Source organism: Peptoniphilus olsenii (assembly GCF_040545475.1).
In the GTDB taxonomy this organism is placed as follows: domain Bacteria; phylum Bacillota; class Clostridia; order Tissierellales; family Peptoniphilaceae; genus Peptoniphilus_A; species Peptoniphilus_A olsenii.
In genome coordinates, this window is record NZ_JBEPMA010000004.1 from 14,860 (window position 1) to 37,705 (window position 22,846).

Consider the following 22,846-nt stretch of genomic DNA (forward strand, 5'->3'; position numbering starts at 1 on the left):
AAGCTTAAAAAAAGATATAATTGATTTGGTGATATTAATGATGTTTTTTATATCTGTAATTCTTGGTGTGATTATAGGCATTTTTACTGATAATATGTGGTATGCTTTACTATGCACTTTATTTTATGGAGTTATAAATAGTAAATTGTTTAAGATAAAATATGTATTCATATATTCTTTAATATTTTTGTGTGTTTTCATAAATTATAATAGAAAACTCTACAATCTAGAAAGCTTTAAAGGAGAAGTAACAGGCAGAGTTATTTCTGTAAAAAATAAAAGTACTGTATTAAAAACAGATACAATTAATGGCAAGAAATTTAAAACTAAAATATTATTTTATGATAAATTAAATGAGTATTCTAAATATAAAATTTTTGGTAATTTTGCCGCACCTGATGAAGCTATGAATGAAGGTAACTTTAATGCTAATTTGAATTATAAATCGCAAGGTATTTATTTAATTGGAAAAATAGATGACATTATAGAGTATAATTCAAATAGTTCAAATCAAATTTTTGGTAATTTTTATATAAGAAAGGCTCAAAATATTTTTGATAAGCATTTAAATAATAGAAATGCTAGGCTTTTAAAATCAATAATTTTAGGTGATAGGACAAATTTATTGGAATATCAGAACCAAAGATTTAAAGAGTTGGGTCTTAGTCATTTATTAGCAGTATCTGGATTACATATTGGAATATTAGCATTATTTTTAAATATTAGTTTGATTAAGATAACAGGAAACAAAAAAATTACAGATATATTAACTTTAATTATTATTGGTCTGTATATTTATTCAATTGGTTTTCCAATTTCTGTAGTTAGAGCTTATTTATTTTTTATACTTTATAAATTGAACCTGTATTTTTCAGTAGATTTGCGAAGCAAAGACGTGTTTTTTATTAGTCTTGGTCTAATTTTATTTGTAAATCCTCTGGCGATTTATTCATTATCTTTAATAATGAGCTATGGTGCAATATTTGCAATAATATTTTTATATCCAAAGATAAAGAGCTATTTCACAGTTAATAATTTATTTGTTGAATCTATTTTGATTAGTTTATCGGTAATTATTATGCTTTATCCAATTTTAGTTTATAATTTTGGTTATATATCTTTTTTAGTATTAGCAGCAAATGTAATCATTGTTCCAATTTATAGCATTATTATTGCCTTAGGTTTTATATTAAGTGTTGGCATAATTCCTGGTATCGTGGGTAATATTGAAAACTTTTTATTGAATTCTGTATATGGATTAGAATCTTTGCTACTTAAATTTAATTTTTTGTCGTTAAATAACTTAAGTTTTAATATCAACTATTTAGGTCTATATTATTTTGCTATTTTAAGTTTTTATTTCAAAGATTATAAATATAATATCATTTCAAGAAGCAGATTTGTGATTTTTATATACATATTTACCATACTTTTAAATATTGGAATGACTAATATCAATCAATATTATGCATATGCTCAGAAACATATTTATGTAGGCCAGGGAGATTGTACTTTAATAATGTATAAAGGACATAATTATTTAATAGACACGGGCGGTTCAAAGATGAAAAATAAATTTGCAGAGCGATTTTTGTTTCCAGTTTTTAATTATAATGGAATACGGAATATTGATGCAATTTTCATATCACATTTTGACGAAGATCATGTGGGTAATTTGAGTAAGATAATTGATAATTATAAAGTTCATAAAATATATTTATCTTATATACCAGAAGATATTTCAATTTTAAAAAAGGCTCAAAAAAATAGTAAACTCAAATTATTAGATAAAAATGACATTTTATTTTTGAATGATTCAATAAAAATAAAAGTTTTAAGTGACAATAATTTGGTAAAAAATGCAGATGCTAATGATAAATCTCTAGTATTCATGGTTCAATATGGTGAATATAAATCACTTTTCACGGGTGATATTTCAGAGAATATTGAAAAAAACATTGATGAAGATATTGACATATTAAAAGTAGCACACCACGGTTCTAAGACTTCTACAGGGGAAGAATTTTTAAATAGAACAACACCAAAATTAGCTATTATCTCCTCAGGAAGAGATAATATATTTGGACATCCACATCAAGAAGTTACCACAAGGCTACAAGAGAAAAATATTAAATTTTTGAATACAAAAGATTGTGGACAAGTTAGTATTTATATAAATAGAGGTGGAAGTTGTAATGTGGACAAATTCCTTGATAAAACTTCAATCAATATTTATACTCTATCTGTTATAATATTAAAGAGCTTAATTTTATTTATATTGGCAAAGGGAGAATATGAATTACAAAAAAATTTATTCAGCAGATATTCATAATGGAGCATATTTGTTCTATGGAAGAGAGAAATATCTTATAGAAAATGCAATTAAATATTTAACTGTCAAATATGTTAAAGATACTTCAGCTTTTAATTTAACTAAACTGGATGGCAAAACTTGTAGCCCTAGCGAGATTATTGATGCTTGCGAAACATATCCTATAATGAGCGACAAGAAAATAGTAATTGTAAAAGATGTAGTTGAATTTGTAAGCGAAAATGATTTAAATAAAAGCTTTTTTGATTTTTTAGATAATTTGTCTGATTTTGTAATATTAATTTTTTGGGATAGATCTAATATTAAAAAAACTACAAAAATATATAAATATTTCAAAAAGAAAAACAGGGATATGGAATTTCCTAAATTAAAGAATATAGATTTAACTAATTTTGTAAAAGGTTATTTGATTCGCAAAGGTAAAAAAATCAAGCCATTTGATGTATCCTATTTAATAGATATGTCAAATTATAATTCTCGCAATGAAGACATAACTTTATTGGATTTAAAGTCAGAACTTGACAAGATAGTATCTCTAAACTCATCAGAAGTTATAACTAAAAAAGATATAGATGCAAGTATCAGCGAAGGTATAGATACTAATATTTTTAATTTTTTAGATGCACTGATGAATAGGAATGCAGAAGTGGCATTAATTGAACTTGATAATTTATATAAATTAAATGAGCCTATTTTAAAAATATTTACAATGGTAATAAGGCAAGTCAAAAATTTCCTATCATATATTTCTTTAAAGGAAAAAGGCTATTCTAATTTTGAAATAATGAATATAATAGGAGTCAAAAATTTTGAATTAAAAAAAATAAGTGGAATGTCTAAAAATTTCAATAAAACATTTTTGGTTGAATTCTATGACGAGCTATTAAAAGCAGATGAACTTTTAAAAACAACTTCAATTGAAGACAAATTGATAATGGAGTCTTTGATTGTTAAATATTGTGTAAAACTTACTTGAAATTCTAGTAAATTCATGGTAGAATAGCAAATGCGTTAAATTATTTGGAGGTGAAATAAATGGCAAATATTAAATCAGCTATCAAAAGAATTGATGTAGCAAGAAGAAACACTGAAAGAAACAAACCAGTAAAAACTGAAATGAAAAATGCAATCAAAAAATTTAATCAAGCAATTGATCAAGATAGAATTGATGATGCAAAAGAACTTTTAATTGTTGCAGATAAAAAACTTAAAAGAGCTGCTACAAAAAATGTAATCCACAAAAAACAAGCTTCTAGAAAAATTAGTCGACTAGCAAAGAAGCTTAACGACAAGATTGCAGGCTAAGAGAAATTTTCCCGGGAAAGTTTCTCTATTTTTAATTTACAATATTATTTAATAAAAAAGACTCTATATCTATGAAATTAACATTTGATATAGAGTTTCTTTTATTTTAGAAAATCAAGTTCCACTTGGTTCGATAAATCTCGACCTTTAGATGTTAGTTTGATATTATATTTATTCTTTTCGACTAATCCATTTAAAATATTTTTATCAAGTTCATATTTATATAAATTTTCAAAATCAATATTAAATCTTTTATTAATTTCTTCTATATTTACACCATCGTTTAACCTTATTCCCATTATTATGAATTCATTTATCCTATCTTGTATAGACAAAGTTTCTGAAAAAGTAATTGGTTTTTTATTTTTATCTATAAAACTGTAATAGTCATTGAAATTAGAAGAGTTTGTATACCTCAAGTTTTCAATATTTGATGATGAAGACATACCAAAAGATATATAATCTTTTAATTTCCAATATCTAATATTATGTCTACATTTATAACCATCTTTAGCAAAATTTGAAATTTCGTACTGTTCGTAATTCATATCCCTTAATTTTTCAACAATATAATGATACATTTTGCGGTCAGTTATTTCGCCTATAAATGGAGAATCATCATGTTGATACATTTCAAATAACTTGGTATTTTCTTCTAATATCAGAGAATAATAAGATATATGTGTGGGATTAAGTTTTTTAATCTCATCTAATGAGTTTTCAATATCTTTAAATTTCTGTTGGGGAAGAGAAGACATTAAATCAATATTTATATTATTTATATTGGCTTTATTTGCATTTTCAACAGCCTTATAAATTTGTTTTTTAGTGTGAATTCTGCCAATAGTTTTTAATATTTTATCATTAAATGACTGAGCACCTATTGAAATTCTGTTTATACCAAAAGATTTATAAGCATTCGCTTTTGTAAGAGTTAAAGAGTTGGGATTAGTTTCTATCGTTATTTCCGCATCGGATTTTATTTCATATCTATTTAATAAATCAAATAAATCACCGATATATTTTTCATCAACTGAAGATGGTGTTCCTCCTCCAATAAAAATTGTGTCAATAATTCTATTTTTTAGGAGTTCATCATAAAGCATAATTTCTTTTTTCAAATATTTAAAATATTTTCCAACTTGATTTTTATCAATAATAGAAGAGCAGAAATCACAATAGTGACATCTACTCTCACAAAAAGGAATATGGATATAAATTCCTGTATTAATTTTCTTCATCATATTTAAGCACAGCCAAAAATGCATCTTGTGGAATATCGACATTGCCCACTGTACGCATTCTCTTTTTACCTTCTTTTTGCTTTTCAAGAAGCTTTCTTTTTCTTGAAATATCTCCGCCATAACATTTCGCAAGTACATCTTTTCTAAGGGCTCTTATAGTTTCCCTTGCGATTATTTTATTGCCGATTGCAGCTTGTATAGGCACAGCAAATTGTTGACGAGGTATAACATCTTTTAATTTTTCACATATTTTTCTTGCTCTTTGATATGCATTAGACTCGTGAACAATAATAGAAAAAGCATCCACAAGTTCTTCGTTAATCAAAATATCTAATTTTACAAGTTTAGACTCTTGATATCCGCAAAGTTCATAGTCATAAGAAGCATAACCACGAGTTTTTGATTTTAATGCGTCAAAAAAGTCATATATAACTTCATTAAGGGGCATCTCATAAGTTATTAAAGCCCTAGTCTCTTCCAGATATTGCATATCTTTAAATACGCCACGTCTGTTTTGGCATAATTCCATAACTGCACCTACGAAATCAGTTGGAGTCATAATTTCTGCTTTCACAATTGGCTCTTCCATGTATTCTATCTCAGTTGGTTCAGGTAAATTAGTAGGGTTTTGAATTTCTAAGAACTCGCCATTTTTTTTCAAAACTTTGTAAATTACAGATGGGGCAGTAGTTACAATATTCAAATCAAATTCTCTTTCGAGTCTTTCTTGGATTATTTCCATATGCAGTAGCCCTAAGAATCCACATCTAAAACCAAAACCAAGGGCAACTGAGGTTTCAGGTTCGAAAACTAGTGCTGCATCATTTACTTGCAGTTTTTCTAATGCTTCACGCACTTCGTTGTATTCTTCACCTTCTCCTGGGTAAATACCAGAAAAAACCATAGGCACAACTTTTTTATAACCAGGCATAGGTTCTTCAGTTGGATTTGATTTAGAAGTTATAGTGTCTCCTACACGTGCATCTTTTACATTTTTAATAGATGCTGTTATATAACCAACCTCGCCGGCACTTAATGAGTCTAAAGTTATATGCCCATTTGCGATTACTCCGACCTCTACTACTTCAAAAGTTTTGCCAGTTGCCATCATCAGAATCTCGTCACCTGGTTTGATACTTCCATCTATAATTCGCACATGACAAATTACTCCTCTGTAAGAATCGTAAATAGAATCAAATATCAATGCTTTTAGAGGTTTATTAATATCACCAGATGGGCAAGTTACATTATCTACTATATGATGAAGCACATCGTCTATACCTATTCCTTCTTTTGCAGAAATTAATGGAATGTTTTCAGTATCTAGCCCAATAATATCTTCAATTTCAAGTTTAATTTCTTCAGGTCTGGCACTAGGAAGATCAATTTTATTTATTACGGGAATAAGCTCTAAATCCTGATCAATTGCCAAATATACATTTCCCAAAGTTTGAGCCTCAACACCTTGCGAGGCATCGACAACAACAATAGCCCCCTCGCAAGCTGCAAGAGAACGTGACACTTCATAGTTAAAGTCGACATGCCCAGGAGTATCTATTAAATTAAGTATATATTCTTTGCCATCTCTATCATCTTTATATATAAGTCTTATGGCTTTTAGTTTTATTGTAATTCCTCGCTCACGTTCAAGATCCATAGAATCCAAAACTTGTGCTTCCATTTCTCTTTTAGTAAGCATTCCAGTAGATTCTATTAGTCTATCTGCTAATGTAGATTTTCCGTGATCAATGTGGGCAATTATAGAAAAATTTCTAATATTTTCCTGATTGTTCAAATGTTACCTCCGTTAAATTGTATATAATAAGTAGTTCTTAAATTATTTTAGATTTTGCCTTTATTTGAAAAGGGAAGAATTCTAAAATAAGCTACAGACTTTATTCTGTCTTTTTCAATTGGACCAAAGTATCTTGAGTCCGTGCTCTTACCAGGTAGTCTATTATCTCCCATGACAAAATATTCATTAGGCCTTAATGTAAATTTCTCTACATCAGAGTGAGTTGTATCACTTGAAGTATAGTTTTCTTCCAATACCTCACCATTTAAAATGACTTTACCATCTTTAAACTCAATTGTATCTCCACCTTTGGCAACAACTCTTTTAATATAATTTCTATTGTCGTTTGGGGGGCTAATAACTACAATTTCACCGGTATTTATTTCAGTAAATCGTCTGTAAGAAAGACATATTAATTTGTCTTTTTCGTGTAGTGTGGGTTCCATTGATTGGCCATTTACTACAGCAATATTAAAAATAAAATTTCTTATGAATAATGCAATTAAAACTGCAATTAAAATTGTAAATAAAAAGGACAAACCTTCATTTTTTTTCAAATAATCATCTCCAATACTACATATTTTATCATAAATTGAAAAAAGATAGTACAGGTACACAATAATAGAGCTTAAAAAATTATACAGAAAGAATACAAAAAATTTATCAAATATATGAAAACGAATGCAAAAATTTAATTGATATGTGTTATTATATAATCATAATATAAAAAGGAGGATTTTTTATGAAAAAAACCAACAAAAAGTTTTTGTCATTGTTTTTGGCATTAATTTTAATGCTTAGTACTTTTCAGTCAGTTTTTGCTGTAAGCGACGAAATTGATTCAGTAGAAAAGTTACAGGCACTAGAACTTCTTGACAAAGACAATTCAGAAGAGACGTTAGACAAAAAGCTCAACAGAGCTGAAGGTCTGACAATGGTTTTGAAATCTCTAGGTTATTCTCAAGAGATTTCAGAAGATGAAGCAAATATTAAATTGAATCCATTTACAGATGTTGCTGACTGGTTTAAAGGGTATGCTGGACTTGGATTTGATTTAAATATTGCAAAAGGTAAGTCAGAAGATAAATATTATCCTAAAGAAAATTTAAGTAAGAGAGAATTTATATCTTTTATTTTGAGAGGTTTATCTTATGATAGTGTAAAATCTTATGTTGATGCAGAAAGTATTTCTAAAGAAATAGGACTTATTTCAAAAGATGATGATATCAATTCTAATATTACAAAAAGAGAAGCTGCACAATATATTATTAATTCTTTAAATCAAAAGATTAACGATAATACTGGCTATACTTTGGGAGAACTTTTAGTTAAAAAAGGTTCTATAACTGAAGAAAAAGCAAAAGAAATAGGTATAGTATTTGGAGAATTATCAGAAGAAGGAGTTCATATTTTATATTTCAATGACTTTCATGGAAATGTTGCAGAAGAAGTAACAGGCAAAAAGAGAAATATGGGCATGTCTAAAATGGTAGGCTATGTTAATGAATTTAAAGAAAAACATCCTAATACTATAGTTCTATCTGGTGGAGATAACTATCAAGGTACTAGTGATGCAAATCTTACTTTTGGAAAACCTGTAACTGCTATGATGAAAGGCATGGGCACAGTAGCATCTGCTGTGGGTAATCATGAATTTGATTGGGGAGCAGAAAGAATTGAAACTTGGGGTAAGGATGGTGATTTCACTTATCTAGCTTCAAATATATATGATAAAAATACCAATGAGCCAGTAAAGTGGGCAAAACCATATATGATTATTGAAAAAAATAGTATGAAAATTGGTTTAATTGGTCTTGCTCATCCCGAAACATCAACGCTTACGAAAGCAGAATACATTGAAGGATATGAATTTAAAGATCCAATTGAAAGTGCAAAATATTGGGTTCAGTATCTAACTTCTGGAAAAGCAGAAGAAGGAAAACCTGATGTTATAGTTGCATTAACTCATCTAGATTCTGATCAAAATAAAGATTCTAAAGAGATTACTGGCAATGCAGCTGAACTTGCAAAAAGTGTTCCAGGACTTAATGCAGTTTTATCAGCTCACTCACATAGAACAGTAAGTGGGGAAGTAAATGGCATTGATATCTTACAAGCGTATTGTTATGGTAGAGCCATTGGTGATTTAGAAATAAATATTGATGAAAACCAAAAAGTAGATGTAACTACAAAAATAGTAGAAGGAAGTAAAATCAAAAATAATATCTTAAAAGACACTGAAACTGAAAAATTCTATACTGATTTACAAGAAGAACTAAAACCTATCAAAGGTGAGTTACTTGGTGAAGCTAGTGAAGAGTTTACTCATGAAAGAAGTTCTAAAGGCTCTAATACACTTTTAGGATATTGGGCTTGTGAAGTTATGGCAGAAAAAACAAATGCTCAAGTCGCAATTCAAAATGGTGGAGGACTTAGAAGAACTCTTGAAAAAGGTCAAATAACAATGGGAGATTTATATGAAATTATGCCTTTTGACAATTATCTTGTGGTAATGGATTTAAAGGGTGCCGATTTGAAAAAAGCAATTGACCATGGTATAAATATGCCAAAGACTACAGATGGTGCTTTTAGTGGACTAATTGTAGAATATGACAAAAATCTTCTTTACGGAGAGCAAATTACTAAAATTACTCTACAAGATGGAACTCCTGTTGATATGAACAAAACTTATAGAGTTGTTGTCAATGACTTCATGTTTACAGGTGGCGATGGTTATGATTTTTCAAATGCAACAAATGTAGATGAAACTTATATCCCAATTAGAGATGTACTAGTAGAAAAAATTAAAAAAGAAAAAACTATTACACCTAAGCCAATAGATTATATAAAAGAAGTTTCAGAAGTTGCAAATATGCCAAAAGCTGCTTAACAAAAATATTCAATATAAAAAGATGCTGCAGATTTTATAATTTAGCAGCATCTTTTTATAATTAAGTTTAATAAATCAACTTTTAAACATTTATCAGCAGATAGATAAAAAACTTTTAAAAATACATAAATAAAACTGAAAAATATCAATTAAAAATATTATGCATAAATATTTAATTTTTAATTCTGTAAATGCTTATCATTGTTTTAAATAAATAATTAAATAAAAAAAGGAGAATTACATGAAGATAAAAAATTTATTATCATCGGTTATATTTCTATCATTATTACTTATGAATGTTTTTGCAAATAATTTATACAACGACAGTGAAATGCGTGCATATTATGATAATCAAATGAATCATCGAGATTATTTAGTATTAAAAGCAAAAGTTATCGAAGTCCAATATGATGATACTGATGAGTTGCGAGATGTTCCTCTAGAAGCTGACATAAGATATCAACATTTAAAAATAAAAATATTAAATGGTAATTATAAGAATGAAGAATTAATAATAAAACACACAATTGAGAGAATTATGCCAGGTAATTATATATTCAAACCTGGAGATAGACTTTTGCTCAGGGTTACAGAAAAAAATGCAAAAATAGATACAGTTAAGATTGAAGAAAAAGTAAGAGACACTCAAGTTATAATTATCACAATTTTATTTATAACTTTATTGATACTATTTGGAAAATTATCTGGTTTAAAAACTTTATTATCTTTGGTACTTACTCTTGGTTTAATATTTGGGGTGTATATTCCTCTTATTTTAAAAAGATTTAATCCATTGTTGACATCGGTTTTTATTTCAATTATTTCCGTTGTAGTTGCATTATTAATTATAATGGGCAAAAATTTAAAAACAAAAGTAGCAATCATTGGCACTATATGTGGAATTATTTGTTCAGCTATTTTATCGGTTATATTTGGAAAATTCACAAAACTTACTGGATTTACTAATGAAAGTGCTATTAGTTTATTTTATATACCTCATTTTCGAGATATGAATTTTCAAGGAATACTTTATGGAACAATTTTAATTGGAGCAGTGGGAGCAATTATGGATATAGCTACTTCTATTTCCACTTCTCTTTATGAACTCAAAAATATAAATAAGGATATTTCAAAAAAAGAATTGTTTAAATCTGGTATAAATATAGGAAAAGATATATTGGGCTCCATGTCAAATACTTTAATTCTTGCATATGTAGGAAGTACATTACACATGATAATACTTTTTATAGTTTATAAAATTCAAATTATAGAAATAATAAATCTAGATGAAGTTGCTTCTGAAATTGTACGTTCTGTTGCAGGTAGTATTGCTTTACTTTTGACTATACCATTTACTGTCATAGTTGGGGCTAATTTGTTTAGCAAAAAATAATTTTATATAAATTAAAATATTTTATAAAAATACAAGTGCATAATTTTGAAAATATATTTCAAATGTCAAAAAAGGTTGAAAAAATATATAGTAAACCCTTGACAAAAGTTATGGAAGGTCTTAATATATAAATATACTAGCACTCGGATAGAGTGAGTGCTAATAAAGGAGGAGATTATGGATACGCGAAAAATAAATATCTTAAATGCCATAATTGAAGCATATATTGATATGCCAACTCCTGTTGGTTCACGGACTTTATCCAAAGAATATAATTTGGGTGTCAGTTCAGCGACCATAAGAAATGAGATGGCAGATCTCGAAGATCTTGGTTTTTTAAATAAACCTCATCAATCTGCTGGCAGGATACCATCAAATAAGGCTTATAGATTTTATGTCAATGAACTATATAAAAATTTTGTTGCCTATGAAGATAAAAAATATTCTGAAAATATAAAAAACAGATTGTTGCATATTTCGAATGATTTAGAAGAATTTTACAAAAATACTGTTAATCTTTTAGCTGAAATAAGCAACTGCACATCTTACTTGGTAACTCCAGAAAGACCCGATACAACTATTAAAAGGCTAACTCTAGTAAAGTTAGATGAATATACTGCACTTTTAATATTGATTGGAAATAAGGGAATTGTTGAGAGACATTTTTTAGAAATATCTAATTTTGAAGATGAAGATTTTGAATATATTGAAAAAATCTTAAACCAAGAAATTTGTGGTATTGATTTTGAAAAGATTGAATCATTAAAAGTAACTTTGTCAATGGATATGGCAAAATATGGAAAATTTATTTCCGAAATAATAAAATTAGCAAGAAACTTCAACAAAAAAGTTTCTGCTATAGAGATTTATTATGATGGTCTCACAAATATTTTAAATTTTGATGAATATAAAGACCTGGATAGAGCAAGAGAGTTTATGGGTTTAATTGAAGACAGAGATTCTCTTATGGAAATTTTAAGTAACGATTTATCATCGAATAAGATAGAAGTGATAATAGGGGATGAGAACGAAGCTGAGCTTATGAAGAAGAATTCTATTATCAGAGCTCCCTTTAATTCATCTTATGGTGTTTTGGGAAGTTTAGGCATAATTGGTCCTGTAAGAATTGATTATCCAAAACTCTTAAAAATAATTAAAGTATTTAGCGATGGCGTGGCAAAGGGTCTTGTAGAAATGTAGAGGGGTGTTTAAATGGCAAGTGATGAAATAAAAAAAGATATTAAAGATGATAATCTTGATAATGAAAATATAGAAGAAAAAACCGAAACTAATGAAACAGAAGACAGTACTAAAACAGCTGAAAAAGAGAAAAATGAGAATACAAATGATAAAGAATATGATGAATTAAAAGATAAATTTATCAGACTTCAAGCAGATTTTACTAATTTCAAGAGAAGAACTGAAGAAGAAAAAAAGAATTATATAGAACTTGGAGTGAAAAAAGTAGTAAATAATTTACTACCTGTAATAGACAATTTTGAAAGAGCAATGGACTCTGTCGAGGAAAAGGATAAGACTTATGACGGTATTAAAATGATTAAAGATCAATTGACAGAAGTGCTTGCAAAAGAAGGAATCGTTGAGATGAAAGCATTAGGAGAAGAATTTGATCCAACTTATCATCACGCTGTTTTAACAGAAGATAGCGATGAATATGATTCTGGAGTAGTTATTGAAGTATTGCAAAAAGGTTATTTAATTGAAGATAAAACACTTAGACCGGCTATGGTTAAAGTGTCACAGTGATTAATTTAGGAGGAAAATTAATATGGGAAAAATTATAGGAATTGATTTAGGTACAACTAACTCTGCAGTGGCAGTTATGGAAGGTGGAGACGCCGTAATAATACCAAATATTGAAGGCAATAGAACAACTCCATCAGTAGTTGCATTTACTAAAGACGGTGAAAGACTTGTAGGTGAAACTGCAAAAAGACAAGCAATCACAAATCCTGATAGAACAATTCAGTCTATAAAAAGACATATGGGTAGTGATTACGAAATCAAAGTTGATTCAAAAACTTACACTCCACAAGATATTTCTGCGATGATTCTACAAAAATTGAAGTCTGATGCTGAATCATATCTAGGAGAAAAAATTACAGAAGCTGTTATAACTGTTCCAGCATACTTTACAGATGCTCAAAGACAAGCAACAAAAGATGCAGGAAGAATTGCAGGCCTTGATGTAAAAAGAATTGTAAATGAACCAACGGCTGCAGCTCTTGCTTATGGCGAAGATAAAGACAGCGGTTCACAAACTGTTATGGTTTATGACCTTGGTGGTGGAACATTTGATGTTTCTATTCTAGAACTTTCTGATGGAGTATTTGAAGTTCACTCAACTAGGGGTAATAATAAACTCGGTGGAGATGACTTTGACAATAAATTAATCGACTATATTGCTGAAGAATTTAAAAAAGAAAATGGTATTGATTTAAAAGCTGACAAAATGAGTTTACAAAGACTTAAAGAAGCAGCTGAAAAAGCTAAAAAAGAATTATCTTCAACAATGAGTACTAATATTAACTTGCCATTCATTACAGCAAGTCAATCTGGTCCACTACACTTAAATATGGATATATCACGTGCTAAATTTGATGAATTGACACAAGATTTAGTTAAGATGACTGAGGGACCTGTAAAAGATGCATTATCAGATGCAGGTCTTACTGCAAATGATATTGATAAAGTTCTTCTTGTTGGTGGTTCAACAAGAATACCTGCAGTACAAGAATGTATCAAAAAATTAACAGGAAAACAACCTCAAAAAGATATAAACCCTGATGAATGTGTAGCACTTGGTGCAGCTATTCAAGGTGGAGTTTTATCTGGTGATGTAAAAGATTTACTTTTACTTGATGTAACACCACTTTCTTTAGGAATTGAAACAATGGGTAATATCACAACAAGACTAATTGAAAGAAACACAACTATTCCTACTAAAAAGTCTCAAACTTTTACTACAGCAGCTGACAATCAAACTTCAGTTGAAATTCATGTTCTTCAAGGTGAAAGACAAATGGCAAAAGATAATGTTACTCTTGGTAGATTTACACTAGATGGTATTGCACCAGCAAGAAGAGGAGTTCCTCAAATCGAAGTAACATTTGATATTGACGCAAATGGTATAGTTAATGTAAGTGCAAAAGATTTAGGTACTGGAAAAGAACAACACATCACAATCACTTCTTCTACTAATTTAAATGAAGAAGAAATTGAAAAGAAAGTTAAAGAAGCAGAAATGTATGCAAAAGAAGATGAAAAGAAAAAAGATTTAATCGAAGCAAAAAATAATGCTGATTCTATCATCTATCAATCTGAAAACACTCTAAAAGATGTTGAAGGCAAAATTTCTGACGATGACAAGAATAAAATTGAATCTGCAATTGAAAACTTAAAAGCAGTTAAAGATTCAGAAGATGTCGAAGATATCAAAGCTAAAACTGAAGAACTAACACAAGCTTTCTACTCAATTTCTGAACAAATCTATAAAAATTCTCAAGAAGGACAAGCTACTGGAGAACAAACACAAGATGATGATGTAGTAGATGCGGATTATGAAGTTGTTGACGAGGACGAAGAATAATTTTAATTAAATAAAAAATGTTGCAGGGAGTTTTCCTTGCAATATTTTTTTGCACTTTATTTTTGTTCCTTTTTGTATTAAAATATAAGTTCGATTTGGGGTGAATAATGAGAAATTTTTATGAAATATTGGGTGTGGATAAAAATGCTCAAATAGATGAAATAAAAAAATCATATAAAAAACTAGCTAAAAAATATCATCCGGATCTTAATCCTGGTGATGAAGAAGCTGAAACTAAATTTAAAGAAATTTCTTATGCCTATGAAGTATTGTCTGATGATAAAAAAAGACAAATCTATGATGTATATGGCGAAGAAGGTTTAAATGGAAATGTGGGAGGCAGCCAAGGTTTTGGTGGATTTTCAGATATTTTCGATGATATATTTGATATTTTTGGCGGTTCTAGAGGTTCAAGATATGAATATAGAAACGCAAAAGACATGCCAAAAAAAGGGCCTGATAGCAGAGTAGAAATATCTTTAGATTTCTTTGAAGCAATATTTGGTACTGAAAAAGAAATATCGGTAAAAATTAATGAAGAATGCTCACATTGTCATGGTGAAAAAATGGAGCCAGGTACTTCTAAACATACCTGTGATAAATGTAATGGAACAGGAGAGATTCATATTGAACAGAATACACCATTTGGAAGATTCGTAAGAACATCTACCTGTGATAAATGTAATGGAACTGGCGAAATCATTGATGAACCTTGTAAAGTATGCCATGGACGAGGGAAGGTACAAAAAGTTAAAAAACTAAAAGTGCGTATTCCAGCAGGAGTAGATTCTGGAAATATTATTCCTCTAGTAGAACAAGGTTCGGTTGGTGAAAATGGCGGACCAAAGGGTGATATTTATGTATATATTAGAGTTAAATCTGATCCAGTGTTTAAAAGAGAAGGAAATGATATCTATTTAAATATACCAATCTCTTATCCTGATGCAGTTCTTGGAGCAAAAATAAAAGTACCTACACTAAAAAAGTTAGTGGATTATGATATACCTAAAGGTACTCAAGGTGGAACGGTATTTAAACTTAAAGGTGAAGGTGTACCTTTTGTAAATAGAGAAAATAAAAAGGGAGATCTTTATTTTCAAGTAAAAATAATTATACCTAAAGAGGTTACTGATGACCAAAGAGAACTTTTGGAGCAGCTTAGGGACAAAGAGCCAGAAGTTACTGAAAACAAAAAGTCATTTTTGGATAAATTAAAAGACCTGTTTGACTAATTAAAATAATCTAGAGTATGAGTTATAAACTTGTATTTTAGATTATTTTTTATTATTTGACATTTTTTAATTTTTTTATTGAACATCAGCAAAAATTTGTTATTAGTAGTTTTTTATTTTATTAAATTGTATTAAAATTTTTGTTAATATATAATGAAGACAGGTGATTAAATTGAAATACATTGAAATGGATATTAAAACAAAAATAAAAAATAGAAATGAAATTTTAGGTGTTTTGTATGATTTTGATATTTATACTATTGAAGAAATATCAGAAAATATAATTGATGAGTTAAATCAAGATGAGAGAGATTGGGACTTTATTGATTATCCAATTCTTGATGTTAAAGACGATGAATTAATTTTAAAAACATATCCGGAAAACTTATCGTCAGCAGAAGAAATTAAAACTGCGATTGAAAACAGAAATTTAGGTATTTGCACTACTTATGAAAAAGATGATGAGGACTGGGCAAATAATTGGAAAAAATATTATAAACCTTTAGAAATCGGCAAAAAATTAGCAATTGTGCCAATGTGGGAAGAATATGAGTCAAAAGACAATAGAATTGAAATAATTATAAATCCTGGAATGGCTTTTGGTACAGGAACACATGAGTCCACTTATATGTGTTTAGAAATGCTTGAAAAATATGTAAAAACAAAGGATGTTGTTTTTGATATTGGTTGTGGTTCTGGCATTCTTGCAATATCAGCTTTAAAGCTTGGTGCTGAGCACGCTTTGGCAGTAGATATTGATGATAAATGCATTGATGCAACTTTAGAAAATGCAAAGCTAAATGATTTATCTGAAAAAATTGATGTAAAAAAAGGCAATTTACTTGATGTTGTAAAAGGTGATGCCAATATAATTGTTTCAAATATTATAGCTGAAATCATAGTTGACGAGATAAAAAATCTCAAAAATCATTTAAATGACGGTGGCATATTTATTTGTTCTGGTATTATATCACAGAGAAGAGATATGGTAGTTGATGCACTTGAAGAAAGCGGATTTGATATAATTGATGAAAAATCAAAGAATAATTGGATTGCAATTGTAGGAAAATTAAATGTATAGATTTTTTGAAAATAGAAATTTTGAAGAAAATACCAATTTATCGGAAGATAATTTACACCATCTTAAAAATGTAATTAGAATCGAAGATGGAGAGGAATTTCAAGTAGTATTTAAAGATGGAATTTTTGCGTTTGAAATAGAAGATAATAAAATAATAAAAAAATATGAGATTAAAAACTCCAATGAGTCACCAATAAGACTTTCCCTTTTTTTTGGAATTTTAAAAGGGAATAAAAATGAAGATGTTTTAAAACATGCCACAGAAATAGGTGTCAGTGATTTTTATCCGGTTTCCATGGATAGGTCCATTTCAGATATTTCAAAAAAATTCGAAAAGAAGAAAGAGAGATTTCAAAAAGTCGTTGAGGCTGCTGCAAAACAGTCAAAACGAGATATAATTCCCATTGTTCATAATCTAGTAAAAACAGACGATATCAAAAAATTTGAGAAAGATATAGTCATATGCTACGAAGACGAAAATAAAATAGAACTTGGGGATATAATTAAAGATTTATCAAATGATATAGCTTTAGTTATTGGGCCAGAAGGTGGTCTTTCGGAAAGAGAAATTTCTCTTTTTAAAGACGAATATAAAGTAGGATTAGGAAGAAGAATTTTAAGAGCTGAGACTGCATCTATAGTTGCAGCTTTTTATATAATACATGGCAAGGAGTGTTTAGATGGATAAAACTTTTTCTATACTCACGCTAGGTTGCAAAGTAAATCAATATGAATCAGAAGCGATGAGTGAGTTATTTGAAAAAGAAGGTTATACTCAAGTAGAAAATGAAGATTATAGTGATGTTTATATTGTAAACACATGCACTGTGACAAATCTTTCTGATAGAAAATCAAGACAATTTATTAGACGTGCTAAAAGACAAAATCCAAACTCTATAGTGGCAGTTGTCGGTTGCTATTCACAAGTAAGTCCTGGTGAGGTTAAGAACATAGAAGGTGTGGATGTAGTAATTGGTACAACTGATAGGAATAGAATTGTAAATTTAGTAGAAGAGGCAAAATCTGGTACAAAAATTAATATAGTAAGAGATTTAAAGAATGTGCGTGAATTTGCCAATACTACAAATTTTGATAGCAATAATAGAACTAGAGCTTATATGAAAGTCCAAGATGGTTGTAATAGATTTTGCACTTATTGTATCATTCCGTATGCTAGAGGTCCTATAAGGTCACGAGATATAGAAGATGCAGTAGATGAAGCTGAAGTTTTAGCAGATTCAGGTTTTAAAGAAATTATATTGACAGGAATTCATATTGGAAGTTTTGGAAAAGATAAGGGAGATAAAAGGCTAATAGATTTAATTGAACAAATAGCTCAAGTAGATGGAATCGAAAGAATTAGGCTCTCTTCAGTCGAACCAAATATAATAGATGATGACTTTATGAAGAGAGCAGTTGCAACAAATAAACTATGTGATCATTTCCATTTGTCATTACAGAGTGGTTCAAATAAAGTTTTAAAAGCCATGAATAGGCATTATACAAGAGAAGAATATATTAAAAAAACTAATATAATAAAAAAATATATGCCAATGGCTGGTCTTACAACTGATATCATTGTTGGTTTTCCAGGAGAAACTGAAGAGGATTTTGAAGATTCAGTATCAATAGTAAAAGAAGTCGGATTTTCAAAAATTCATGTATTCAAATATTCAAAAAGAAAGAATACTCCAGCAGCTAAAATGAACAATCAAGTCGATGGCAATATTAAGAAAAAACGTTCTGACAAGTTGATAAAAGTTGGTGAAATATACAGCGAAAAGTTTAAGAGATTAAATATGAATATACCTAAATCTGTTTTATTTGAAGAACAACATGATAATGAGTATTATGGATATACTACAAACTATATTAGAGTGAAGGCAAAATCAGATGTAGATTTAACAAATAAAATTAAACAAGTTGAAATTTTAGATACTGAAGAATTGGCCAGTTGTAAAATATTAGATTAATAGGAGTATAAATGCTAAATATAAGAGCACACCATATATTGTGTACTGAAAATTTTGTTGGAGAAGGATATAGTGACAGTTTTTCTAAGAATATGTCTAAAATAATTTCTAAACTCAAAGAAAATCCAAAAGTAAGACTAATCGCTTCTGTTGATGATATCTGTAAAGCTTGTCCTGAAAATGATGGAAAAAGATGTAGTGATTATGAAAAAGTAAAAAATTATGATTTAAAAGTTTTAGAATATCTTGGACTTTTTAAAAATCAAATTATTAACTGGGATGATGTAAAAAAAGCATCACATGATATAATATTTAAAGGACATAGACGTACTGAAATATGTGAAGATTGCAAATGGAATGGTTTGTGTCTTGAGATAGAAAGTAGTAAATTTAAAAGGAGGTAGTTATGGACTGTTTATTTTGCAATATAATAAAAGGAGAAATTCCTTCAACAAAACTTTATGAGGACGATTTAGTTTATGCATTTAGAGATATTGATCCTCAAGCCCCAACTCACTTTTTGATTATTCCAAAAGAGCATATATCATCTGCCGATGAACTAAAAGAAGAGCATAAGTCTCTTATAGGTCATATATTTTTGGTTGCTAAAGATTTATGTGCAAAAGAAGGATTAACAAAGGGGTATAGAATAGTAAATAATTGTAAAGAAGATGGAGGACAAACAGTAGATCATCTTCATTTCCATGTTCTTGGTGGGAGAAGTTTGAATTGGCCACCAGGCTGATAAAATATATATCAGAATATTTTTGATATTATTTATAATTGATAAAAAATGCAATGTAAATTCAAAGTAATATTTTTAAAAAATATCTCAATTTTAAAAGCAATAAATTTTACGTAATTTTAAAATAATATTGAAGTTTTATATCCAATAAGTTATAATTGAACTACATTGCCGTAAGGCTACTCTTTTCTACGAGAGGAGGTTTAAAATGTCCGAAATCAAGGTTGGAGAAAATGAATCACTTGACAATGCGTTAAAGAGATTCAAAAGACAATGTGCCAGCAGTGGCGTTCTTAAAGAAGTAAGAAAAAGAGAACACTACGAAAAACCAAGTGTTAGAAGAAAGAAAAAATCTGAAGAGGCACGCAGAAAAAAACACAGATACTAAGGGGTGTTCTTATGTCTCTAAAAGAGAGACTCATGGCTGATTTAAAGACTTCCATGAAGAATAAAGATAAACTTCAAAAAGATGTTATAACCATGATTCGCGCAGCTATAAAACAAAAAGAAGTAGATGAGCGAGTTGAACTAGGCGATAAAGATGTTGAAAATATTATTGCCAAACAATTAAAAGAGAAAAAATCATCAATAGCCGAATTTGAAAAAGGAAATAGAGAAGACCTTGTTCTTCAAACAAAAAAAGAAATAGAAATATTACTTAATTATTTACCTGAGCAATTATCTGAAGACGAACTTCGCGATATTATAAAAAAGACAATTGATGAAAATGATATAACTTCTATGAAGGATATCGGTAATCTTATGAAAAATGTTATGCCTAAAGTTAAAGGTAGAGCAGATGGCAATATGGTTAATAAAATTGCCAAAGATTTATTAGATTAAACAAATTAAACCTAGGGTAATTTCCTAGGTTTTTTTGTGTTATATGGTATTTATTAATAATAATGGGTATTAAATAAAAAAGTATTCAATTATTATTGAAGGAGGGCAATATGAAGGCTCTAAAAAGATTTTTGCTTTCTGCATTCATTTTGAATTACACGACTATAAGTGTCTTTGCAAATCAATCATCAGAAAGCACTGCTAGGGGTATTTTTTCAAATGAATATATCTTTACAATTTTACTTGTTGTAGCTATTGCCGGAGCAGTTTTAGAAATTTTAACGCCAGGCTTTGGCTTTGGTGGTACAATATCTTTAGTGTGTTTTGGTTTATTCTTTTGGGGAAACTTACTTATGGGCCATACTGATTGGTATTCTGTGATACTTTTTGTCATAGGTATATTATTAATTGGTCTTGAAGTATTAATACCGGGCTTTGGGATTGCGGGGATTGGTGGAATATTTGCACTTATAGCAGCAATAGTTCTTGCCATGAGTGATATTTATTTTGCATTTTTATCTCTATTAATTGCGATTGTAATATCTGCAATTATAGGAACCTATCTTTTAAAAAAAGGTTTGAATTCAGAAGTGATTAATCGAATGAGATTATTCACGAGCACAAACACTGATTCTGGCTTTTTATCAAATGATAGCGCAGAAGTTGAAGTTGGCCAAAAAATGGTTACATTGACTATACTAAGACCAACTGGTTATGCATTATTTGATGGGAAAAAGATGGAAGTAATTTCAAGTTCTGGTTTCGTTGACAGAGAAAAAGAAGTAGTTGTAGTAAAGATATCAGGTTCAAGAATTTATGTTGAACTAGCTAAATAGGAGGGAATATGAGATTTTTACCAATTGGAAGTGTATTTATTGTTGTTGTTTTAGTTATTTTATTTTTATCTTTTGTGCCAGTGGGTCTATGGATAACCGCATTTTTTTCTGGAGTAAAAATTAAAATATCTTCACTTATAGGAATGAGACTTAGAAGAGTTAAACCTTCAAGGATTGTTAGACCGGCAATTAAAGCGACTAAAGCGGGCTTAGATTTAGATATTTCAGAACTGGAAGCTCATTATCTTGCAGGTGGTAATGTTAATACTCTTGTAGATGCACTTATCGCAGCGCAAAGAGCTAATATACCATTACAATTTGAAAGAGCTGCTGCAATTGACCTTGCAGGTAGAGATGTACTTGAAGCTGTTCAAGTATCTGTAAATCCTAAAGTAATTGAAACACCAAACATATCTGCTGTTGCCCAAGATGGTATAGAAGTAATTGCAAAGGCGAAGGTTACTGTTAGAGCAAATATAGATAGACTTGTCGGTGGTGCTGGTGAACAAACAATTATTGCAAGAGTTGGAGAAGGAATTGTAACGACTGTTGGTTCATCTATGACTTATAAGTCTGTTTTGGAAAATCCAGACTCTATATCAAAAGTAGTTTTAGATAAAGGCCTTGATTCAGGAACAGCTTATGAAATTTTATCTATTGATATAGCTGATGTAGACGTTGCTCGAAATATTGGTGCTAGACTTCAAACTGATCAAGCCGAAGCCGATAAGAGAATTTCAGAAGCTAAAGCAAGTGAAAGACGTGCTATGGCTCTTGCTCGTGAACAAGAAATGAGAGCTGAAGTTGAATCTATGAGAGCTAAGGTTGTAGAAGCAGAATCACAAATTCCAATAGCGATGGCAGAGGCTCTTCGCAGCGGAAATATTGGAGTTATGGACTATTATAAACTTAAGAATTTAAATTCTGATACTGATATGAGAACAAAAATAGCTAAAGCATCTGATAATAATAAAAAGAAGGATAATAAATAATGTCTTTTTCTGATATTTTAAAATTGGTTTTTATAACATATGCTCCTGTAATTATTTTCTTATTTTCAGCTGTACTTTCTATATATAGGAATGTTAATAAAAAAAAGAAAAAAGAAGAGGATGTATATATTAATAAAAAGAATAACAGACAAAGAAAAGAATTTAATAAGAACAATTCCAAGGATGCTTTAGAAAATATAAAAAGAGTCAGTAAATCTAATAATTTTTCAAGTTTATCTAAAAGTATAGAAAACTTGTTTGATAATAATAAGAAATTGAAAAAAGATAAGGCTGCTAAGACAAAAGTTAAAAAGAATAAGGAACAAGATTTAATTAATGTATTAAAAGAGGTTAATAAAAAATCTGATGAAATTATAACTCAAAAAAATTTATCAGATAATAAAACATTAAATGAAATCATAACCGACGACAAGACTTATTTAAATAATAAAGAAGATGATTTTCTGGATTTTGATACTGAAAAAGTCGCTGATATTTTTGCATATAAAGAAATATTCGATAAGCCTTTAAGTCTAAGATAAATTGAGGCTTACTTTTCATAGACTATGGAAAAG

The 22,846-nt window shown here is 29.1% G+C and carries 22 protein-coding genes; 19 read left to right on the plus strand and 3 right to left on the minus strand.

The genetic code is table 11. From position 1 onward, the window contains the following. Nucleotides 1–37: 37 nt before the first annotated feature. The 3 genes from ABID14_RS04435 to rpsT are packed head-to-tail and all read left to right on the plus strand — an operon-like array spanning nt 38 to nt 3,637. Nucleotides 38–2,332 carry a DNA internalization-related competence protein ComEC/Rec2 gene (locus ABID14_RS04435; RefSeq protein WP_354367552.1) on the plus strand — a complete coding sequence of 765 codons (2,295 nt, stop codon included), beginning with the start codon at nt 38–40 and terminating at the stop codon, nt 2,330–2,332. Next, entirely contained in the window at nt 2,295–3,308 is a 1,014-nt protein-coding gene (holA, locus tag ABID14_RS04440; RefSeq protein ID WP_354367554.1) for a DNA polymerase III subunit delta, read from the plus strand. The genes ABID14_RS04435 and holA overlap by 38 nt, the downstream gene beginning before the upstream one ends. 59 nt (nt 3,309–3,367) lie before the next feature. Continuing rightward, nucleotides 3,368–3,637, plus strand: a complete 270-nt coding sequence (rpsT, locus tag ABID14_RS04445) for a 30S ribosomal protein S20 (protein ID WP_354367556.1) — start codon at nt 3,368–3,370, stop codon at nt 3,635–3,637. Nucleotides 3,638–3,738: 101 nt separating this feature from the next. Here the strand turns inward: rpsT and hemW are convergent, their stop codons facing one another. From hemW to lepB, 3 genes are read right to left on the minus strand one after another with little or no spacing between them, the layout of a single operon-like run. Beyond that, nucleotides 3,739–4,878 carry a radical SAM family heme chaperone HemW gene (gene hemW, locus ABID14_RS04450; RefSeq protein ID WP_435529952.1) on the minus strand — a complete coding sequence of 380 codons (1,140 nt, stop codon included), beginning with the start codon at nt 4,876–4,878 and terminating at the stop codon, nt 3,739–3,741. After that, nucleotides 4,865–6,676, minus strand: a complete 1,812-nt coding sequence (gene lepA, locus ABID14_RS04455; protein WP_354367560.1) for a translation elongation factor 4 — start codon at nt 6,674–6,676, stop codon at nt 4,865–4,867. Before lepA ends, hemW begins: the two co-directional genes overlap by 14 nt. A 47-nt stretch (nt 6,677–6,723) precedes the next feature. Further along, on the minus strand, nt 6,724–7,233 hold the full coding sequence (gene lepB / locus ABID14_RS04460) for a signal peptidase I (protein WP_354367562.1): 510 nt from the start codon (nt 7,231–7,233) through the stop codon (nt 6,724–6,726). Between the two features lie 185 nt (nt 7,234–7,418). Between lepB and ABID14_RS04465 the strand changes: the two genes are divergently transcribed. The 16 genes from ABID14_RS04465 (at nt 7,419) to ABID14_RS04540 (ending at nt 22,813) form a co-directional block, all read left to right on the plus strand. After that, a complete protein-coding gene (locus ABID14_RS04465; RefSeq protein WP_354367564.1) occupies nt 7,419–9,566 on the plus strand; it encodes a 5'-nucleotidase C-terminal domain-containing protein in 2,148 nt (715 codons plus the stop codon). A 241-nt stretch (nt 9,567–9,807) separates the two neighbouring features. Beyond that, nucleotides 9,808–10,959, plus strand: coding sequence for a YibE/F family protein (locus tag ABID14_RS04470; protein ID WP_354367566.1), 1,152 nt, complete (start codon nt 9,808–9,810; stop codon nt 10,957–10,959). 177 nt (nt 10,960–11,136) lie between these two features. Then, nucleotides 11,137–12,159 (plus strand): heat-inducible transcriptional repressor HrcA, encoded by a 1,023-nt coding sequence (gene hrcA, locus ABID14_RS04475; protein WP_354367568.1) that lies wholly within the window; start codon nt 11,137–11,139, stop codon nt 12,157–12,159. A gap of 12 nt (nt 12,160–12,171) precedes the next feature. Continuing rightward, on the plus strand, nt 12,172–12,726 hold the full coding sequence (gene grpE, locus ABID14_RS04480; RefSeq protein ID WP_354367570.1) for a nucleotide exchange factor GrpE: 555 nt from the start codon (nt 12,172–12,174) through the stop codon (nt 12,724–12,726). A gap of 22 nt (nt 12,727–12,748) precedes the next feature. Next, nucleotides 12,749–14,569 carry a molecular chaperone DnaK gene (dnaK, locus tag ABID14_RS04485; protein ID WP_354367572.1) on the plus strand — a complete coding sequence of 607 codons (1,821 nt, stop codon included), beginning with the start codon at nt 12,749–12,751 and terminating at the stop codon, nt 14,567–14,569. Nucleotides 14,570–14,676: 107 nt separating this feature from the next. Continuing rightward, nucleotides 14,677–15,801, plus strand: a complete 1,125-nt coding sequence (dnaJ, locus tag ABID14_RS04490) for a molecular chaperone DnaJ (protein WP_354367574.1) — start codon at nt 14,677–14,679, stop codon at nt 15,799–15,801. Nucleotides 15,802–15,964: 163 nt separating this feature from the next. Further along, a complete protein-coding gene (gene prmA / locus ABID14_RS04495; protein WP_435529947.1) occupies nt 15,965–16,882 on the plus strand; it encodes a 50S ribosomal protein L11 methyltransferase in 918 nt (305 codons plus the stop codon). Beyond that, nucleotides 16,875–17,570, plus strand: a complete 696-nt coding sequence (locus ABID14_RS04500; RefSeq protein ID WP_354367578.1) for an RsmE family RNA methyltransferase — start codon at nt 16,875–16,877, stop codon at nt 17,568–17,570. Before prmA ends, ABID14_RS04500 begins: the two co-directional genes overlap by 8 nt. Further along, a complete protein-coding gene (gene mtaB, locus ABID14_RS04505; RefSeq protein ID WP_354367580.1) occupies nt 17,563–18,855 on the plus strand; it encodes a tRNA (N(6)-L-threonylcarbamoyladenosine(37)-C(2))-methylthiotransferase MtaB in 1,293 nt (430 codons plus the stop codon). The genes ABID14_RS04500 and mtaB overlap by 8 nt, the downstream gene beginning before the upstream one ends. A gap of 11 nt (nt 18,856–18,866) precedes the next feature. Then, a complete protein-coding gene (locus tag ABID14_RS04510) occupies nt 18,867–19,259 on the plus strand; it encodes a DUF1284 domain-containing protein (RefSeq protein ID WP_354367582.1) in 393 nt (130 codons plus the stop codon). A gap of 2 nt (nt 19,260–19,261) precedes the next feature. After that, entirely contained in the window at nt 19,262–19,600 is a 339-nt protein-coding gene (locus tag ABID14_RS04515) for a histidine triad nucleotide-binding protein (RefSeq protein ID WP_354367584.1), read from the plus strand. A gap of 208 nt (nt 19,601–19,808) precedes the next feature. Further along, entirely contained in the window at nt 19,809–19,988 is a 180-nt protein-coding gene (gene rpsU / locus ABID14_RS04520) for a 30S ribosomal protein S21 (protein ID WP_354367586.1), read from the plus strand. An 11-nt stretch (nt 19,989–19,999) separates the two neighbouring features. Beyond that, nucleotides 20,000–20,443 carry a GatB/YqeY domain-containing protein gene (locus tag ABID14_RS04525; protein ID WP_354367588.1) on the plus strand — a complete coding sequence of 148 codons (444 nt, stop codon included), beginning with the start codon at nt 20,000–20,002 and terminating at the stop codon, nt 20,441–20,443. Nucleotides 20,444–20,553: 110 nt separating this feature from the next. Then, nucleotides 20,554–21,279, plus strand: a complete 726-nt coding sequence (locus tag ABID14_RS04530; RefSeq protein WP_354367590.1) for an NfeD family protein — start codon at nt 20,554–20,556, stop codon at nt 21,277–21,279. Between the two features lie 8 nt (nt 21,280–21,287). Beyond that, entirely contained in the window at nt 21,288–22,271 is a 984-nt protein-coding gene (floA, locus tag ABID14_RS04535) for a flotillin-like protein FloA (protein ID WP_354367592.1), read from the plus strand. Continuing rightward, a complete protein-coding gene (locus tag ABID14_RS04540; RefSeq protein WP_354367594.1) occupies nt 22,271–22,813 on the plus strand; it encodes a hypothetical protein in 543 nt (180 codons plus the stop codon). Before floA ends, ABID14_RS04540 begins: the two co-directional genes overlap by 1 nt. Nucleotides 22,814–22,846: the final 33 nt, after the last annotated feature.

What these genes read in the sequence shown, in the direction of transcription:
- ABID14_RS04510 (WP_354367582.1), top strand. Translation starts at nt 18,867, where the DNA reads ATGCTAAATATAAGAGCACACCATATATTGTGTACTGAAAATTTTGTT.
- rpsU (WP_354367586.1), top strand. Translation starts at nt 19,809, where the DNA reads ATGTCCGAAATCAAGGTTGGAGAAAATGAATCACTTGACAATGCGTTA.
- ABID14_RS04515 (WP_354367584.1), top strand. Translation starts at nt 19,262, where the DNA reads ATGGACTGTTTATTTTGCAATATAATAAAAGGAGAAATTCCTTCAACA.
- hrcA (WP_354367568.1), top strand. Translation starts at nt 11,137, where the DNA reads ATGGATACGCGAAAAATAAATATCTTAAATGCCATAATTGAAGCATAT.
- hemW (WP_435529952.1), bottom strand. Translation starts at nt 4,878, where the DNA reads ATGAAGAAAATTAATACAGGAATTTATATCCATATTCCTTTTTGTGAG.
- ABID14_RS04500 (WP_354367578.1), top strand. Translation starts at nt 16,875, where the DNA reads ATGTATAGATTTTTTGAAAATAGAAATTTTGAAGAAAATACCAATTTA.
- floA (WP_354367592.1), top strand. Translation starts at nt 21,288, where the DNA reads ATGAGATTTTTACCAATTGGAAGTGTATTTATTGTTGTTGTTTTAGTT.
- ABID14_RS04435 (WP_354367552.1), top strand. Translation starts at nt 38, where the DNA reads ATGATGTTTTTTATATCTGTAATTCTTGGTGTGATTATAGGCATTTTT.
- dnaK (WP_354367572.1), top strand. Translation starts at nt 12,749, where the DNA reads ATGGGAAAAATTATAGGAATTGATTTAGGTACAACTAACTCTGCAGTG.
- holA (WP_354367554.1), top strand. Translation starts at nt 2,295, where the DNA reads ATGAATTACAAAAAAATTTATTCAGCAGATATTCATAATGGAGCATAT.
- ABID14_RS04530 (WP_354367590.1), top strand. Translation starts at nt 20,554, where the DNA reads ATGAAGGCTCTAAAAAGATTTTTGCTTTCTGCATTCATTTTGAATTAC.
- ABID14_RS04540 (WP_354367594.1), top strand. Translation starts at nt 22,271, where the DNA reads ATGTCTTTTTCTGATATTTTAAAATTGGTTTTTATAACATATGCTCCT.
- mtaB (WP_354367580.1), top strand. Translation starts at nt 17,563, where the DNA reads ATGGATAAAACTTTTTCTATACTCACGCTAGGTTGCAAAGTAAATCAA.
- ABID14_RS04470 (WP_354367566.1), top strand. Translation starts at nt 9,808, where the DNA reads ATGAAGATAAAAAATTTATTATCATCGGTTATATTTCTATCATTATTA.
- ABID14_RS04465 (WP_354367564.1), top strand. Translation starts at nt 7,419, where the DNA reads ATGAAAAAAACCAACAAAAAGTTTTTGTCATTGTTTTTGGCATTAATT.
- ABID14_RS04525 (WP_354367588.1), top strand. Translation starts at nt 20,000, where the DNA reads ATGTCTCTAAAAGAGAGACTCATGGCTGATTTAAAGACTTCCATGAAG.
- rpsT (WP_354367556.1), top strand. Translation starts at nt 3,368, where the DNA reads ATGGCAAATATTAAATCAGCTATCAAAAGAATTGATGTAGCAAGAAGA.
- grpE (WP_354367570.1), top strand. Translation starts at nt 12,172, where the DNA reads ATGGCAAGTGATGAAATAAAAAAAGATATTAAAGATGATAATCTTGAT.
- dnaJ (WP_354367574.1), top strand. Translation starts at nt 14,677, where the DNA reads ATGAGAAATTTTTATGAAATATTGGGTGTGGATAAAAATGCTCAAATA.